At 63.9% G+C, this 14737-nt stretch carries 16 protein-coding genes; 12 read left to right on the forward strand and 4 right to left on the reverse strand.

What is annotated here, in order from left to right:
* Positions 1–23: 23 nt before the first annotated feature.
* From F3K02_RS07500 to F3K02_RS07520, 5 genes are all read left to right on the forward strand, one after another.
* Positions 24–515 carry a PaaI family thioesterase gene (locus F3K02_RS07500; protein ID WP_008905367.1) on the forward strand — a complete coding sequence of 164 codons (492 nt, stop codon included), beginning with the start codon at positions 24–26 and terminating at the stop codon, positions 513–515.
* 30 nt (positions 516–545) lie between these two features.
* Complete coding sequence (locus tag F3K02_RS07505) at positions 546–2327, forward strand: acyclic terpene utilization AtuA family protein (protein ID WP_127806099.1); 1782 nt, start codon at positions 546–548, stop codon at positions 2325–2327.
* A gap of 38 nt (positions 2328–2365) precedes the next feature.
* Positions 2366–3559, forward strand: a complete 1194-nt coding sequence (locus F3K02_RS07510; RefSeq protein ID WP_177134738.1) for an acyl-CoA dehydrogenase family protein — start codon at positions 2366–2368, stop codon at positions 3557–3559.
* Between the two features lie 108 nt (positions 3560–3667).
* Positions 3668–4357, forward strand: a complete 690-nt coding sequence (locus F3K02_RS07515) for a TetR/AcrR family transcriptional regulator (RefSeq protein ID WP_246309228.1) — start codon at positions 3668–3670, stop codon at positions 4355–4357.
* A gap of 358 nt (positions 4358–4715) precedes the next feature.
* A complete protein-coding gene (locus F3K02_RS07520) occupies positions 4716–5753 on the forward strand; it encodes an IS30 family transposase (RefSeq protein ID WP_177134467.1) in 1038 nt (345 codons plus the stop codon).
* 18 nt (positions 5754–5771) lie between these two features.
* Here the strand turns inward: F3K02_RS07520 and F3K02_RS07525 are convergent, their stop codons facing one another.
* Positions 5772–7181 (reverse strand): IS701 family transposase, encoded by a 1410-nt coding sequence (locus F3K02_RS07525; protein ID WP_177134740.1) that lies wholly within the window; start codon positions 7179–7181, stop codon positions 5772–5774.
* 241 nt (positions 7182–7422) lie between these two features.
* Between F3K02_RS07525 and F3K02_RS07530 the strand changes: the two genes are divergently transcribed.
* From F3K02_RS07530 to F3K02_RS07545, 4 genes are all read left to right on the forward strand, one after another.
* Entirely contained in the window at positions 7423–7629 is a 207-nt protein-coding gene (locus F3K02_RS07530) for a hypothetical protein (protein WP_177134560.1), read from the forward strand.
* Positions 7630–7779: 150 nt separating this feature from the next.
* Positions 7780–8508 (forward strand): DUF2238 domain-containing protein, encoded by a 729-nt coding sequence (locus F3K02_RS07535; RefSeq protein ID WP_177134562.1) that lies wholly within the window; start codon positions 7780–7782, stop codon positions 8506–8508.
* A complete protein-coding gene (locus F3K02_RS07540; RefSeq protein ID WP_177134564.1) occupies positions 8505–9020 on the forward strand; it encodes a hypothetical protein in 516 nt (171 codons plus the stop codon). The genes F3K02_RS07535 and F3K02_RS07540 overlap by 4 nt, the downstream gene beginning before the upstream one ends.
* Before the next feature lie 109 nt (positions 9021–9129).
* Positions 9130–9486, forward strand: coding sequence for a Rieske (2Fe-2S) protein (locus F3K02_RS07545; RefSeq protein ID WP_177134566.1), 357 nt, complete (start codon positions 9130–9132; stop codon positions 9484–9486).
* A 25-nt stretch (positions 9487–9511) separates the two neighbouring features.
* Here the strand turns inward: F3K02_RS07545 and F3K02_RS07550 are convergent, their stop codons facing one another.
* The 3 genes from F3K02_RS07550 to F3K02_RS07560 form a co-directional block, all read right to left on the reverse strand.
* The gene (locus tag F3K02_RS07550; RefSeq protein ID WP_177134568.1) at positions 9512–11302 is read right to left on the reverse strand and encodes a PHA/PHB synthase family protein; all 1791 of its coding nucleotides are present in this window, start codon (positions 11300–11302) and stop codon (positions 9512–9514) included.
* A 27-nt stretch (positions 11303–11329) separates the two neighbouring features.
* Positions 11330–12097 (reverse strand): cation diffusion facilitator family transporter, encoded by a 768-nt coding sequence (locus tag F3K02_RS07555; RefSeq protein ID WP_291187868.1) that lies wholly within the window; start codon positions 12095–12097, stop codon positions 11330–11332.
* Positions 12098–12273: 176 nt separating this feature from the next.
* Positions 12274–12672, reverse strand: a complete 399-nt coding sequence (locus tag F3K02_RS07560) for an OsmC family protein (RefSeq protein ID WP_177134742.1) — start codon at positions 12670–12672, stop codon at positions 12274–12276.
* 220 nt (positions 12673–12892) lie between these two features.
* On the opposite strand from F3K02_RS07560, the gene F3K02_RS07565 reads away from it, so the two are divergent.
* The 3 genes from F3K02_RS07565 to F3K02_RS07575 all read left to right on the forward strand — a co-directional run bounded on the left by F3K02_RS07565 (position 12893) and on the right by F3K02_RS07575 (position 14689).
* Positions 12893–13504 (forward strand): TetR/AcrR family transcriptional regulator, encoded by a 612-nt coding sequence (locus tag F3K02_RS07565; RefSeq protein WP_177134745.1) that lies wholly within the window; start codon positions 12893–12895, stop codon positions 13502–13504.
* A gap of 68 nt (positions 13505–13572) precedes the next feature.
* Complete coding sequence (locus F3K02_RS07570) at positions 13573–14160, forward strand: hypothetical protein (protein WP_177134748.1); 588 nt, start codon at positions 13573–13575, stop codon at positions 14158–14160.
* A gap of 91 nt (positions 14161–14251) precedes the next feature.
* The gene (locus tag F3K02_RS07575) at positions 14252–14689 is read left to right on the forward strand and encodes an ElaB/YgaM/YqjD family protein (protein ID WP_177134750.1); all 438 of its coding nucleotides are present in this window, start codon (positions 14252–14254) and stop codon (positions 14687–14689) included.
* The last annotated feature ends 48 nt before the right edge of the window (positions 14690–14737 follow it).

Raw genomic sequence — 14737 nt, forward strand, 5'->3', positions numbered from 1 at the left:
TAAACAAGCCTCAGGAACCCCATATGAATGCCAACGCCCCCCACCTTGACCGCATCGCCGCTTACAAGAAAAGCTGGAACGACAACCCCTTTCTGAAGGCGCAAGGGCTGGAAGTGGAAGAAACAGGCGTGGGCAGAGCCATTGTGCGACTGCCCAAAGCCCTCCCCACCCAACGCGGCGGCGGCGGTTCGGACACCGTGATCAATGGCGGCGTCATCTCCTATATGTTTGACGGCGCGCTGGGCTGGGCCATCATCTCCTCGCTGCTGGACATGCCTGAGGCGGCCGACATTGACCCCTTCGAGCTGCGCCAGTTCACGATCAACCTCGACATCACCTTCCTCAACGCTGCCTTGGGCGATAGCTTTGAGGCGCGCGGCAAGGTGGTGCGCATCAGCCGCACGACGGCATTTGCCGAAGGGGAGTTCCTGGATGCCCATGGCACCGTCTGCGCCACAGCCAAAGGTATCTGGCGCGTGTTCTGGCCACGCAGTCTTGCCACCACCCCGCGCTGACCCCACTCCCCCAATCAACTGGAGACATTCATGAAAAAAGACACCCTTCGCATTGGCAGCGCCTCGGGCTTCTGGGGCGACTCTGAGTTCGCCGCCGCCCAACTGGTGCAGCACGGCAACATCGACGTCCTGGTGTTCGACTACCTGGCCGAAATCACCATGTCGCTGCTCAGCCGCGCCCAGGCCAAGGATCCGGCACTGGGCTATGCACCGGATTTCGTGACCACCCTCCAGCCCCTGATGAAGGAGATCAAATCACGCGGCATCAAGGTCATTGCCAATGCCGGCGGCGTCAACCCGTCGGCCTGCCGCGCCGCGCTGGTGGCGGCAGCCCAGGCCGAAGGTGTCGATCTGAAAATCGCCGCCGTGCTGGGCGACGACCTGATGCCTCAGGTAGAGGCACTGCGCTCGGCCAACACCCAGGAGATGTTCGCGGGCAGCCCCTTTCCACAAAAGGTCATGAGCGCCAACGCCTATCTGGGCGCCTTCCCGATCGCCGCGGCGCTCGATGCCGGCGCCGACATCGTGGTCACGGGCCGCTGCGTCGACAGCGCGGTCACGCTGGCGCCGCTGATCCATGCCTTTGGCTGGGCCGCCACCGACCACGATCTGCTCGCGCAGGGCAGCTTGGCCGGCCACCTGATCGAGTGCGGCACACAGACCACCGGCGGCAACTACACCGACTGGGAGTCGGTACCGGGCTGGGACGACATGGGTTTTCCCGTCGCCGAGTGCCGCGCCGACGGCAGCTTCGTCATCACCAAGCCCGAAGGCTCGGGTGGGCTGGTCTGCCCCTCCACGGTGGGCGAGCAGATGCTCTATGAAATCGGCGACCCGCGCGCCTACATCCTGCCCGATGTGGTGTGCGACTTCACCGGCGTGACGCTGACGCAGATCGGCCCCGACCGCGTCGAGGTCAAGGGCGCGCGCGGCCTCCCTCCGACCGATCAGGCCAAAGTCAGCGTCACCTACGCCGACGGCTTTCGGGCCATGAGCCTGTTCATGATCGGCGGCATCGATGCCGGCGCCAAGGCGCAGCGCGTGGGCGCCGCCACACTGGCGCGCATGCGGCGCCACTATGCGCAGCGCGGTTGGCCCGACTTCACCGAAACCTGTGTCGAGGCCATCGGCGCCGAAGATACCTACGGCCCCCACGCGCGGCCCAATGCGCGCGAAGTGATGCTCAAGGTCGGCGTGCGCCACCCGGTCAAGGACGCGCTCGAACTGTTTTCGCGCGAAGTGGCGCCGATGGCCCTGATGTCGGCCCCGGCCATCACGGGCTTCACCGGTGGCCGACCCAAGGTGCAACCAGTGGTTCGGCTGTTTTCCTGTCTGATCCCCAAGACCCAGGTGGCCGCGCGCATCGACATGGGCGACCAGACCGTGGCGGCACCGCCATGGCACGGCCAGGCGTTTGATCCGGCGACCCTGCCCCAGGTCGGCGGCCCGCTGCCTGCCGCCGACGCCTATGCGCGCGGCACGCGGATAGTGCCGCTGGTGAAGCTGGCCTGGGGCCGCAGCGGCGACAAGGGCGACGCCGCCAACATCGGCATCCTGGCGCGCCAGCCCGATTACCTGCCCTTCATCCGCGCCGCCCTGAGCGAGCAGGCGGTGGCGGCCTGGTTCGCCCACCTCGTCAAGGGCAGCGTGCAGCGCTTCGATTTGCCCGGCACGCACGCGCTGAATTTTCTGATGCACGAAGCCCTGGGCGGCGGCGGCATCGCTTCGGTTCGCATGGACTCGCAGGGCAAAGCCTTTGCGCAGATGCTGCTCGATTTTCCGGTACCCATTCCAGCCGACATGGCTCTTTGAGAACGTTCACCCACTAACCCAAGACGGAGACACAAACCATGAACACCCCGGCCACCACCGCCATTGCCAACACCGCTTCCGCAGCCCTGCGTGATCGCATCCGCGACGTGCAGGAAGCCGCCCGCGGCGTCACCACCCTGTACCCACGCAGCTACATCCTGCAGTGCATCAAGGAAGACCGCTTCCCCGACGAGCTGTGGCAAAAGCTCGGCGAATTCGGCCTGCTAGGCCTGTCGGTTCCGGAAGAGTACGGCGGCTCAGGCGGCGGCGTGCTGGAGATCACCGCGCTCAATGAAGCCCTGGCGCTGGCCGGCGTTCCCACGCTGTTTCTGGTCGTCACCGGCCTGGGCCGGGTGCCAATCATGCGCAACGGCACACCCGAGCAAATCCGCAAGTTCGTCACGCCCACCTGCACCGGCGAGAAGAAACTGTGCTTTGCCATCACCGAACCCAATGCCGGCACCAACAGCTTTGCCATGACCACGCTGGCCACACCGGACGGCGATGGCTGGGTGCTCAATGGCCAGAAGGTCTTCATTTCTGGCGCGCGCGATGCCGACTACATGCTGGTGATCGCACGCACTACCAAGGCAGGCGAGGTGAAGCACCGCACCGACGGCATCTCGCTGTTCGTGCTCGACATGAAAACGCCCGGCATCCAGCTGACGCAACTCAACATCCAGGTCGAGACCGCCGAGCGCCAGTACATGGTGTTCTTTGACAACGTCAAGCTGCCCGCCGACGCGCTGATCGGCGAGGCCGGCAAGGGCGCCAAGCTGATGTTCGAAGGCCTGAACTCGGAGCGCCTGCTGGCCGCCGGAGCCGCCATCGGCCTGGGCGACTATGCGCTGGCCAAGGCGGTGGCCTATGCCAAGGATCGCAAGCCCTTCGGCAAGCCGATCGGCTCCTACCAGGCACTGCAGCACCGCATGGCGCAGGCCAAGGCGCAGATCGAGGCAGCGCGGCTAATGACCTACAACGCCGCCGAGCGCTTCGACGCCGGAGAGGATGCCGGCGCCCACGCCAACATGGCCAAGTTGCTGGGCTCGCAAGCGGCGGTGGCCGCCGTCGAGGCCGCGCTGCAAACCCACGGCGGTTACGGGTTCGACCGCGACTACGACATTGTTACGCTGTGGCCCATGGTGCGCCTGCTGGAAATCGCGCCCATCAACAACGAGATGCTGCTCAACTACATCGGCGAACATGTGCTGGGCTTGCCGAAGTCGTACTGAGCCGATGGTCGTCATCCCCGGCGCCGACCACCCGGACCAAGGTTCGCAACACGGTCGAGTCCTCCGTCCGCCGCTTTCGGGCTGGCCTGAGCTTACGAACCGGCACCTTTGGCAGGCGTCGCTACTCGTTTGCGGATGATGTGTGCCGCGCGCTCCCTTCCCACTTTCGCAGCAACCAAGCGGCCGCGAGGCCGCCCACGCAAGACGCCGCAAGAGCGAAATGAAGGCAACCGCCGCCAAGATATCGTCAAGGCTGCGGCCAAACTGTTTCGACGCAACGGCTTCAACGGCACGAGCACGCGCGACATCGCCTGCGCCGTTGGCATGCATTCCGGATCACTGTTTTGTCACTTCAAAAGCAAGGATGCGCTGTTGTATGAGGTGATGCAGGAAGGCATGCGTAGCGCGCTGGCGCGCCAGACGATCGTGCTCCTTGCCGAACATGACGCTGCGACTACGCTGCGGCAATTGATCCGATCGCATTTCGATACGCTACTGGGGCCAAGCAGCGACTTCATGCATGCGGTGCTCTACGAGTCCCGCTCTCTCAACACAAGGCAGCACAACGTCATCGCGAAGCTGCAAGGTGACTACGAAGCGACATGGACGCCCGTGCTCCAAGAACTCGCGTCGACCGGCTGCTTGCAAGGCGAGGTGTCGCTTGCGCGCCATTTGATCTTCGGACTATTGAACGGGTCAGCGCTGTGGTTCAATCCTAAAAAGGGAATCTCGATTGATGACCTGACCGACGCAGTGGTAGCCCTGTGCATACAAGCCCCCCCGGCAATCCGGACTTGATTTTGTTAGCCTGAAGTCCCCTCGAATTTCTGAGCCAGTCAGATGGCATGGTCACCCCACCTATCACGTGCTGTGCAGTGCACTCGATCTCGGTCTCTGGCTTGAACAGGCAGCGGATGCCAAAGTGAGGGTGTTTCCACCCCACTTTGGAGGTTCATCATGTTCGAAGCAGCATCGCTCCCCATCATTGGCCTGGATATCGCAAAGAGCATCTTTCAAGTTTACCAGGTGGATTCACAGGCGGGTGAGATTCGACGTCATCAGGTCAGGCGGGCAAAGGTCTTAGTCTTACTGTGTCACAAGAGCAGGGCGGATTCAAGTCTGAAGTGCAACACCTGCCACCGAGTAAGGTCCGCAGATGCAAAGCACCCCATCCAAGCGCTATCAACAGCTTCAGCCTGAAGACCGCGTGACCCTGGCCAGTCTGGCCCAGCAAAAGTACAGCGTTCGCGCCATGGCCCAAGTCTTGGGTCGTTCACCAAGCACCATCAGCCGGGAGCTGCGGCGCAACGCTCAGCCCGCAGGCTACGCGAGCACCACAGCGCGTGCCTGCGCCCGACGGCGACGCCTGCAAGGCCGCCCACAGGGCAAGCTCCATCGCGATGGCATCCTGTTCGGGTTGATGCGCCACTTTCTGGGCGAGCGCTGGTCGCCTGAACAGATTGCCCTGACACTGGCCTGCATCCTCCCCAGAGGCCATGAGCACCGCGTGTCACACGAGACCATCTACAACTGCATCTACGCCCAGCCCGTGGGCGAGCTCAAGCGCGAGCTGATCGCCACCCTGCGCCACGCCCACAACAAGCGCGTACCTCGCAGCAAAGGGCAAGACCGGCGCGGTCAGATCCCCGACATGGTGAGCATCCACCTGCGTCCGCCTGAGATTGAGGATCGGCAGTTTCCGGGCCACTGGGAAGGCGATCTCATCAAGGGAGCGGCCAACGCCAGTGCGGTGGGCACCTTGGTCGAGCGCACCAGCAGGCTGCTCATGCTCATCAAACTGCCTGAGTTCAAACCTGCCAGCGCAGCCAACGTGATGCAGGCCTTCTCTGACAAGCTGCTGGGGATCGCAGCGCCCATGCGCCAGAGCATGACGTACGACCAGGGCCGGGAGATGGCGATGCACAAGGAGCTCAGCCGCCGCACGGAAATCGCGGTGTACTTCTGCGACCCGCACAGCCCATGGCAGCGCGGCTCCAACGAGAACACCAATGGGCTGGTGCGTCAGTACCTGCCCAAGGGCACCGATCTCTCAGGCTACAGCCAGGAGCAACTCGATGCCATTGCCGATCAGATCAACAACCGACCTCGCAAAGGTCTGGGCGTACGATCCCCGCTGGCGGTCTATCGAGAACTCCTGCTCAACAGCCCGCAACATTCCACCCTCGTTCATTGAACCCCAGGGTGTTGCACTTCAGACTTGAATCCGCCCAGTTTTTCGCTTGCCCTTCCGTAGCAGGGGCACTGACCGAGACGAGCGATCAGTTGGTAGCTCAGTCGATGACGCAGTGTCGTGATCGACGTCGCCACGTGGCGCTGCGCGCGTAGGACTTCCGCGGGGGATGTAATCCTCGGGAAGGGCAGGTACTTGGCGTTCGATGAAGTTTTTTTTACCGCCGACAGACTTGTCGGCGGCGAGGCGTTCGGCCATGAGGAATCCGTAGGCCGCGATGCTCAACGCGGCGTGATGATGGAACCCCCGCCATCCTCGGCCCTCGTAGTGGCCGAGGCCGAAATCCTGCTTCAGATCCTGGTAGTCACGCTCGATGCGCCAACGCTGATGGGCGATGTCGACCAACTCGTGGATCGAGGTGTCCTCTGGCAGGGTGGACAAGAAGTACTTGCTTGGCTCAGCGTCGCTTGCCGGCCACTCGATGAGCAGCCACTGCTCGGGACGCAGACGTGCCTTGCCCGTATTGCCACCAGCGTGGCGCACTCGCACGGCCGCAAAGCGGCCGTTCAGTGAATCGTTGGTTCCCTCGCGCCAGTTGATGTTCTGGAACGCTCGGCTTGGCAACGACTGCGCCAACGCCTTGACGCTCATCGGTTGCAGTGCCGCCGTGCGCCTGGGCATCACTGGCGGTCGGCCCATGCCGCTGTAAGGCATGGGTGGCAGCGGCTGAACACCAGGCGGCCAGACCACGACGGCAGATGTGACACCTACCGTATAGAGCAAGCCCATATCGCTGAGCGCCTGGCGCAAGGTGTTGTCCACGCCGTAGCCGGCATCAGCCAGCACGCAGTGGCGCGGCGCGCCTTCGTCCAGCAGAGAGCGCAACTGCTGCAATGCGATCTGCGTCTTCGTGGCGAAGCGCACTTCATCTGGAACGCCGGCCTTGGCACGCCGTTCAGGATCCGCCGCCCAGTCATTGGGCAGGTACAACTGCCAAGCCACGGGCAAGCTGCCCTGCTTGCTCGCAAGCGAGATACTCACGGCCACTTGGCAATTGTCCTGCTTGCCGAGCATCCCGCAGTACTGACGGGTGACACCGACCGAGTGACGACCCTTCTTCGGGAACCCGGTGTCGTCGATGATCCACCAGCCGCCCTGGCTGAAGTCCATCTTGGGCATCACCCACTGGCACACGCGGCGCAGCATCTGGGTGTCTGACCACTCTGCCTTGGCCACGAAGTGGTGCAGTGCTTGATGCCGTGCGCTGGCGTGTGTCGGATCCACTCTCGCAGCCATCGGCTCCACGCTCTTGCGCGGCAGGGGGAGCATCAGGCCCGTGCAGTAGCCCCGAAGGCCGGCGTGCCGGTCTGCGTGACCCAAGCCTGCGCTCAGGTGTTCAAGGTAGAGATCAAAGCGTTCCGCTGCACTCATAGATCCTCCAGCTCGAAGTCTGGAAGATCGAATTATGTCATTTATGACACAGTAAGATTAGCAGGCTACTGAAATACCCCTGCCGAAGCTGACCGCCTCAGCACGATGAGCCAGTTTCGGAAGATTTGGTCGGTCGCGGTCGCGCCATGCGCCATCCAGGGGGGCTGTTTTACGCATTTGCAGGGCTTTTTACGCTCATCTGGCGCTCACTGCGCACCCTCCAGACGGACTTGTTGCGGGTTTGATCGCCGACCTCGTTGCTCTGTTCTGTGTCGCAATCCTCCTGCTCTTTGTGTTTGCTGGAGTCGGCGTGTTTGTCGTGGGTGGCGCCATGTTCGTCGGGCTCGTCTGGGTGGCGCTTTCGCTGCCGTACTTGCTCGTCGTGCTCGTTCCATTGGCACTTGTCTGGGTGTTCATCGCGATCGCGCGAAAGCTTGATGCCAAGTAGCTGCGCGGATTGGCTGCAGAATGTGCTCGCGCCCATGTTGGGAGAGCGTATGCCATTGGCTCGCGCCTCCGCCCGATGAAATGCCATTTTTCGCGGCAACTGATGCTTGATCGATACCAGCGGCCACCTTGAAATCAAGTATCGTGCCGCATGATCTCCCACGGTCGCTACCTCGCCCTCCTCGCTGCGCTGTTCGCCGTGGTGTGGGTCGCGCTCGCCATCGACCCCTGGTACCGGGACGACTGGGCGCTTGAGAACGTGCTGGTCGTCGTGTTCGCGGTCGCGCTGTCGGCGTCGCGTCGCCGCTTTGTGATGTCGCGCCTGTCCTATACGCTGATCTTCCTGTTTCTCTGCCTGCACACGGTGGGTGCGCACTACACCTACGCCGAGGTTCCATACGACGCATGGATCAAGGCGCTGACTGGACGCTCGCTCAACGAAGTGATGGGCTGGGAGCGCAATCACTTCGACCGCTTCGTGCACTTGATGTACGGGCTGCTGCTGGCCTATCCGATGCGCGAGCTGTTCCTGCGCGTGGCCGACGCCCGCGGCTTCTGGGGCTACTTCCTGCCTCTGGACATGACCCTCTCGACCTCTGCACTCTTCGAACTGTTCGAGTGGGCCGCGGCCGAGATCTTCGGCGGCGGCCTGGGGGTGGCCTACCTCGGAACCCAGGGCGACGTCTGGGATGCGCACAAGGACATGTCGCTGGCCGGTCTCGGCGCGTTCATCGCCATGCTGCTGACTGCGCTCATCAACGCCCGCCTGCGCCGCGACTTCGCGCGCGAGTGGCAGGACAGCATGAGGGTCAAGCGCGCCGCACCTCTTGGCGAGAGCGAGACCGTGCGCATGCTGCGGTCGCGGGAGGCCGGGCGGTGAACGAGATCGAAGTGCATGTGGCCGAGCTGGAGCAGTTCTTCGACCACATGGACGCGTCGCCGCTCGCGACCCGCAACCTCGATCCGCGCGCCGAGCGCTTCATCGTCGACGCGGCCAAGGACCTGCCGCGCGATGAGGCGCTCGGCCTGGTCGTGCATCTCGAACACCCGTCTTCCGAAACGGCATCCGTCAGCGACGCGGTCCACGCGCATTTCCACCTGCAGGGCGCCTCGGCGCGGCGGCGACTGCGCGAACTGTTCCGCCGCGGCAGGCTCAGCCTGTTGATCGGCCTGGCGTTCCTGGCCGCCACCCTCGCCGCGAGCAAGCTGGCCGAGAACTGGCTCGATCCGGGCGGCATGCTCGAGGTGGTGCGCGCCAGCCTGTCGATCGCCGGCTGGGTCGCGATGTGGCGGCCGATGGAACTATTCCTCTACGACTGGTGGCCGATCCGCGCCGAAGCGCGCCTCTTCGACCGACTGGCGTCCATGCCGGTGCGGTTGATGGCATCGTGACAGTCGGTCTAACTGCCCCGCCGCACGCCCTGCGCAAGAGAGGCCGCATCGCAGCCAGACGCGCACCGTGGCCCAACAATCAACCATTCCCTGCAAACGGAGCCCCAGCATGACATGGCACACCCTTTGCCGTTCGGACGAACTGCCCGTCGGCGAGATGAAGTCCTTTATCGTCGACAAGCACAAGATCGTTCTGTACCACCTCAGCGATGGCTTTTTCGCGACACAAGCCAGCTGCACCCACACCTTCGCGCCGCTGGCGCGCGGCAAGCTGCTGGAAGACTGCAAGGTGCAATGCCCGCTGCACCGCGCGCGCTTCGACATCCGCACCGGCGCGGTGCTGGACTGGGCGAACTTCCCGCCGGGCATCCAACTGCTGAACGTCGTGCGCGGCGAAAAGGCGCTGCAGACCTACAAGGTCAGCGTGAAGTCCGGGCAGGTGCGGGTCAGCGTACCGGAAGCCTGAAGAACGCTGCCGCCGGGGCCGGCGCTCAGTCCTCACACCGTTGGTGCACGTAGGCTCCCGGTGCGCCACACAGGCCGTCGCGTCCAGTCAGCTGGCGCGCCGACACCTCTCGGCCGCTGCCCTTGGCCTTGATCCAGGTGTCCCAGGCGGTCCACCACGAGCCTTCGTGTAGCTTGGCTGCGGCTTCCCATTCGTCCGGCGACAGCCACGGGTCACCTGGGCGGCGCACCGCATCGCGCCAGCGTCGGCCCGCATGGCCGGGTTCGCTGACGATGCCGGCGTTGTGGCCGCCGCTGGTCAGCACGAACGTGATCTCGGCGTCCGTCAGCTGGTGCAGTTTGTAGACCGAGCGCCAGGGCGCCACGTGATCCTTTTCCGTGCCCACCACAAACATCGGCTGGTGGACATCGTCCAGCGACACCGGCCGGCTCTCTACACAGTAACGCGACTCGGCCAATTCGTTGTGCAGGTACAGGCGCCGCAGGTACTGGCTGTGCATCGCCGCCGGCATGCGCGTGGTGTCGGCGTTCCAGGCCATCAGGTCGTTCGGCCGCAGCGGCTCGCCCATCCAGAGTTCTCGCAGCGTGGCCGACCAGATGAGCTCGCGCGAGTGCAGGAACTGGAAGCTCGCGGCCATCTGCCGGCCCGTGAGGTAGCCGCGCTCGGCCATCATCTCCTCCAGCAGCGCGACCTGGCTTTCGTCGATCAGCACGCCCATCTCGCCGGGCTCGGTGAAATCGGTCTCTGCGGCGAGAAAACTCAAGGACGCCAGTGGCGGCAGCGCTTCGACGTCGGCCACCCGCCCGGGCCGCGCGAGCGCCGCCGAGGCGATGGCCAGCAGCGTGCCGCCCAGGCAGTACCCCACCGCATGCACCGCTTCGCCGGGCACACGCCGCCCGATGGCCGCCAACGCGTCGAACACGCCGAGTTGCAGGTAGTCGTCCATGTCCAGCAGCGCGTCGCTCTCGTCGGGGTTGAGCCAGGAGAGCATGAACACGGTGTGCCCCTGATTGACCAGCCAGCGCACCATCGAGTCGTGCGGCGAAAGGTCCAGGATGTAGTACTTCATGATCCAGCTCGGCACGATGAACACCGGCTCGGCGTGCACGGCGGGCGTCGTCGGGCGGTACTGGATGAGCTCTACCAGGTGGTTGCGGTGCACGACGCGGCCTGGGCTCACTGCCACGTCCACGCCGGGCTCAAAGCGTTGGCCGTGGTCAAACATTTGCGCCAGACCCTGGCGGCGGCGCCAGTCGTCAAAGGCGTGCGCCCAGCCCTCCAGCAGGTTGTCCCCGCGACGTTCCAGCGTGCGTGCCAGCACCTCGGGGTTGGCCAGGCCGGCGTTGGCCGGTGAAAGCATGTCCAGCCACTGGCGCGCGAACATGGCGACGACGTCGCGGTGGTGGGCCGTCATGCCACGCCGGTGGGTGGCGTCGCGCCACCAGCGCTCGGCGTCCAGGTAGTTGCGCACGATCCATGCATAGGGCCACGCCTGCCAGGCGTCGGCCTGGAAGCGCTGGTCATCGGGCCGCTCGCTGGCGCCGCGCGGCAGGTGGCTCTGCGTCAACGCGGCCCTGGCGGAATGGGTGGCCATTCCCAGGGCCTCACTGACGAGCCGCGACGTCTGTGCGGGCTGGGTGGCCAGGTGGAGCGCCCAGTCGGTGGCGGCCAGCGCCAGCGTGATGGGCGACAGACCGCCCCAGAGTTCCGCTGCCTGTGCGTGCAGCAGGCCATCCAGCGCCTCGGCGCGCGCACGCGCCTCCTCGGCGGGCGGGGCGATGGGACAAGCGGGGGCGGGAGCGGTGGCGCGGGACATGGACGGGGGCCGGGGCAGGCAGGGGTGTTACGGCTGCCCAAGCATACCCGGGGCGGCCCACGATCCACAGGGTTCGGTGAACGGCACCTGCACCACCTGCAGCGTCACATGGGTGATCTCGAACCGGTCATGCAAGCCATCGGTAGCCGCCTGCAGGAATGCGTCGTCCGGATGGCTGCCGGGCATCACCAGGTGGGCTGTTATGGCCACCTGCGAGGTGTCCATGGCCCAGATGTGCAGGTCGTGCACGCGGCTCACACCTGGCAGACCTGCCAGGTAGTCGTGCACCGCCTGCGGGTCCACGCCGTCAGGCACGCCGTCAAACAGCAGGTGCAGGGATTGCCGGAACAGGCTCCAGGTGCCCCACAGGATCACCGCCGCAATCAGCAGACTGACCACCGGGTCGAGCCAGAACCAGCCCATCCACAGCGTGAGCGCACCGGCGACCACCACGCCGGCCGACACAACCGCATCGGCGGCCATGTGCAGAAACGCGCCCCGGATGTTCAGGTCGCGCTCGCGTCCGCGCATGAACAGCAGGGCCGTCGCCGTGTTCACCACGATGCCGACGCCCGCCACGGCCATGATGGTCAGACCTTCACTGCCCGCCATCGGTTCGGGCGCGAGCAGGCGGCCGACGGCCTCCCAGACCAGCGCTCCCATCGCCACCAGCAGCAGCAAGGCATTGGCGAACGCCGCCAGGATGCTACCCTTCTTCCAACCGTAGGTGTGACGGGGGTTGGGTCGCAGCTTGCCTGCCAGTGCACCGCCCCAGGCCAGCACCAGACCAGCCACGTCGCTCAGGTTGTGCCCGGCATCCGCGATGCAAGGCCAGCGAGTTGATCTTCCAGCCGTAGAAGGCTTCGATCGCCACGAAGGTGATGTTCAGACCGATGCCGATGGCAAAGGCCTTGTTGAAATTGGCGGGGGTGTGGCTGTGCTCGTGTCCGGCACTCATCGCTTGGCCTTTCTCACGCGCGGCGCATCGCGCCCGCCAGATCGGTCCCCGGCGCCACCGTGTTGTACACCGTGCCGTACTTCTTGACGTTGTCGTGCAGCAGGTCGATGCGGCGGTCCGTTTCGTCGGTGTCCACAACGATCTGATAGCGGATGCTGTCCATCTTGGGCGGCACGTCCTGGCGCACACCGTCCACGATCACCTTCACGCCACGCAACTCAAACTTGAGGATGGGCACCACGCGCTCAATGCCTTTGATCATGCAGGCCGACAGCGCCGCGAGCAGCAGCTCGGCCGGGTTGAAGGCGTCGGGGTTGCCGGCCATGTCGGTGTCCAGGCCGATCCGGACCGATTTGCACAAGGACTGGCTCAGGTGGGCATCGATGCGCTCGGACTCGACGTGAAAAAGCATCTAGGTGGGGGACTCGTTCATGTGTGGGTTCCAGACAGTTCGGTGTGGCGTATCGGGCCATGTTGACATAGCGCGTGTGCCATAGATGCGGCAGCGTATGCCGATTGATGGCCCAGACCCATTCATCGCTTCAATTTGTATTCCCAAGCGTTGTGGAATAATGAAAACCGGTGTTTAATGAACGTTCGTTAAGTAACGTACAAAATACAGGTGATATCCAATGGCGAAGCCAGCTTTCAGGCATACGCGCAAAGAGATCCTCGGGCTGTCAGTTCCGCTCTTCGCAACGGTCGGATTTGACGGGGTTTCGATGCGTGATATCGCGGCTGCCGTGGGTGTGACGCCTGCCGCCCTCTACCACCACTTTTCGGACAAAGAGCAGCTCTATCTGGATGCGGTCGGCCATGCCTTCGAAGAAAAAGTGGGGCCCTTGAAGTCCCTTCTGGAAGGTGGAGAAAAACCCTGGGATCGGCTCGAAGCGTTCGTCGCACTCTTCACGCGCATGCTCGCCAGGGAAAAGGACTTCAGACGCCTGATGCAGTGGGTGCTGCTGGACAGCAATGAGCAGCGCATGCAAAGCCTGGTGGACTGCGTCTTTCGGGACCTGTTCACAGCACTGCGCAATCTTGCCGGTGAACTCGCCCCGAGCCATGACGCCCACCTGCTTGCCGTTTCGACAATTGGTCTGGTGATCTATCCCTTTGAAACCCAGTCGGTGCGACGTTTCCTGCCGGGCTACCAGCGCCAGCACGAAGACCCCGAGGCCATTGCGAGGCATATCGTCGGCTTGCTGCGCAACGGTCTTGGCGGAACTATCGAGGAAAAATCGTAACAACGCCCTGCCCAGGGCAAACGTGCGGAGCAGACGTCCCTGCTCCATGACTGCAAGGAGAAAAAGCGATGAAATTGAAAAAATGGTTGATCCTGTCTGCATTGTTGGTCGGCGCAAGTGCACAGGCGGCGGAAGACCCCGCGGCAAAGCCGGTCGAGCCGGCCAAGGTGTCCGTGCTGCAGAAAGCGGAGGAAGGCGCGAAGAAAGCGGCCGAGGAAGCTAAAGAGGCAACGCGCAAAGCCGCGGAAGCCGCCCAGCGGGCTGTAGAGAAGGCTGAACAGGCCGTCAGTGACGCCTCGCAGAAAACCGCGGAAGCTGCCCGGCAGGCGGCGCGGGAGGCCGAGGATGCCGCCAAGCTGGCGGCACGCAAGACTGGGGAAGCCACCCGGAAAGCGACCGCAGCCACCAAGGAGGCCGCACAGCAGGCCGAAGAAGCCGCCAAAAAAGCGGCTGTAGCCACCAAGGAGGCGACTCAGAAGGCTGAAGAAGCCGCGAAAAAAGCGGCCAAGTCCGGCAAGGAGGCTGCACAGGAAGCTGCCGTTGCCACGCGGGACGCCGTACAGAAGGCCTGGGAAGCGACCAAGGAAGCCGCCGACAAGGCACTTGAAGCCACCAAGGAAACGGCGCGGGACGTCAAGGATGCCGTGACGAAATAAGCCTTTCCGGGCGGGCAGGCAGCCTGCCCGATAAATTTTCACAGCGTTGCGCTTTCATTTTCTATTTTCATCACTAATCGTGAGGTACCCCATGTCTGAATCCAACACCCCCAGTTCCACGCCCAAAGACAAACTGATCGCCGACATAAAGCAGATTGTTGCCGATGCCGATGCGCTCTTGCAGGCCACCGCCGATCAAGCGGGCGAGAAGGTCGCCGGCTTGCGCACCCGCCTTGAGGCAAACCTGAAGGTGGCCTCAGGCCGCCTTGCCGAGTTCGCGGCTGCGGACGTCGACAAAACCAGGCAAGACCTCCGGGACGCGCTGCAAAAAATCTCGGACGCGGCCAATCAGGCGGCTGAAGCCGCCAGCGAAGCGGCGCAGAAAGCCGAGGACTCGGTCAAAAAAGCAACTGAGTCTGGCAAGGAAGCAGCCCAGCATGCGGCAGAAGCCGCCAGGGATGCCGCCAACAAGGCACTGAATGCGATCACGGAGATGGCCAGGAAAACCAAAGACGCCATCAACAAGTAGAGGTTTTGGCAAGCACGACCTGGTCGCATCGAGTAGAGGTTTTGGCAA

It is taken from the genome of Hydrogenophaga aromaticivorans, assembly GCF_013387465.1.
Lineage (GTDB): Bacteria > Pseudomonadota > Gammaproteobacteria > Burkholderiales > Burkholderiaceae_C > Hydrogenophaga > Hydrogenophaga aromaticivorans.

Excerpts from the sequence above, each read along its gene's own strand:
- F3K02_RS07500 (WP_008905367.1), top strand. The coding sequence starts at position 24 with ATGAATGCCAACGCCCCCCACCTTGACCGCATCGCCGCTTACAAGAAA.
- F3K02_RS07505 (WP_127806099.1), top strand. The coding sequence starts at position 546 with ATGAAAAAAGACACCCTTCGCATTGGCAGCGCCTCGGGCTTCTGGGGC.
- F3K02_RS07510 (WP_177134738.1), top strand. The coding sequence starts at position 2,366 with ATGAACACCCCGGCCACCACCGCCATTGCCAACACCGCTTCCGCAGCC.
- F3K02_RS07520 (WP_177134467.1), top strand. The coding sequence starts at position 4,716 with ATGCAAAGCACCCCATCCAAGCGCTATCAACAGCTTCAGCCTGAAGAC.
- F3K02_RS07525 (WP_177134740.1), bottom strand. The coding sequence starts at position 7,181 with ATGAGTGCAGCGGAACGCTTTGATCTCTACCTTGAACACCTGAGCGCA.
- F3K02_RS07535 (WP_177134562.1), top strand. The coding sequence starts at position 7,780 with ATGATCTCCCACGGTCGCTACCTCGCCCTCCTCGCTGCGCTGTTCGCC.
- F3K02_RS07545 (WP_177134566.1), top strand. The coding sequence starts at position 9,130 with ATGACATGGCACACCCTTTGCCGTTCGGACGAACTGCCCGTCGGCGAG.
- F3K02_RS07550 (WP_177134568.1), bottom strand. The coding sequence starts at position 11,302 with ATGTCCCGCGCCACCGCTCCCGCCCCCGCTTGTCCCATCGCCCCGCCC.
- F3K02_RS07560 (WP_177134742.1), bottom strand. The coding sequence starts at position 12,672 with ATGCTTTTTCACGTCGAGTCCGAGCGCATCGATGCCCACCTGAGCCAG.
- F3K02_RS07565 (WP_177134745.1), top strand. The coding sequence starts at position 12,893 with ATGGCGAAGCCAGCTTTCAGGCATACGCGCAAAGAGATCCTCGGGCTG.
- F3K02_RS07570 (WP_177134748.1), top strand. The coding sequence starts at position 13,573 with ATGAAATTGAAAAAATGGTTGATCCTGTCTGCATTGTTGGTCGGCGCA.
- F3K02_RS07575 (WP_177134750.1), top strand. The coding sequence starts at position 14,252 with ATGTCTGAATCCAACACCCCCAGTTCCACGCCCAAAGACAAACTGATC.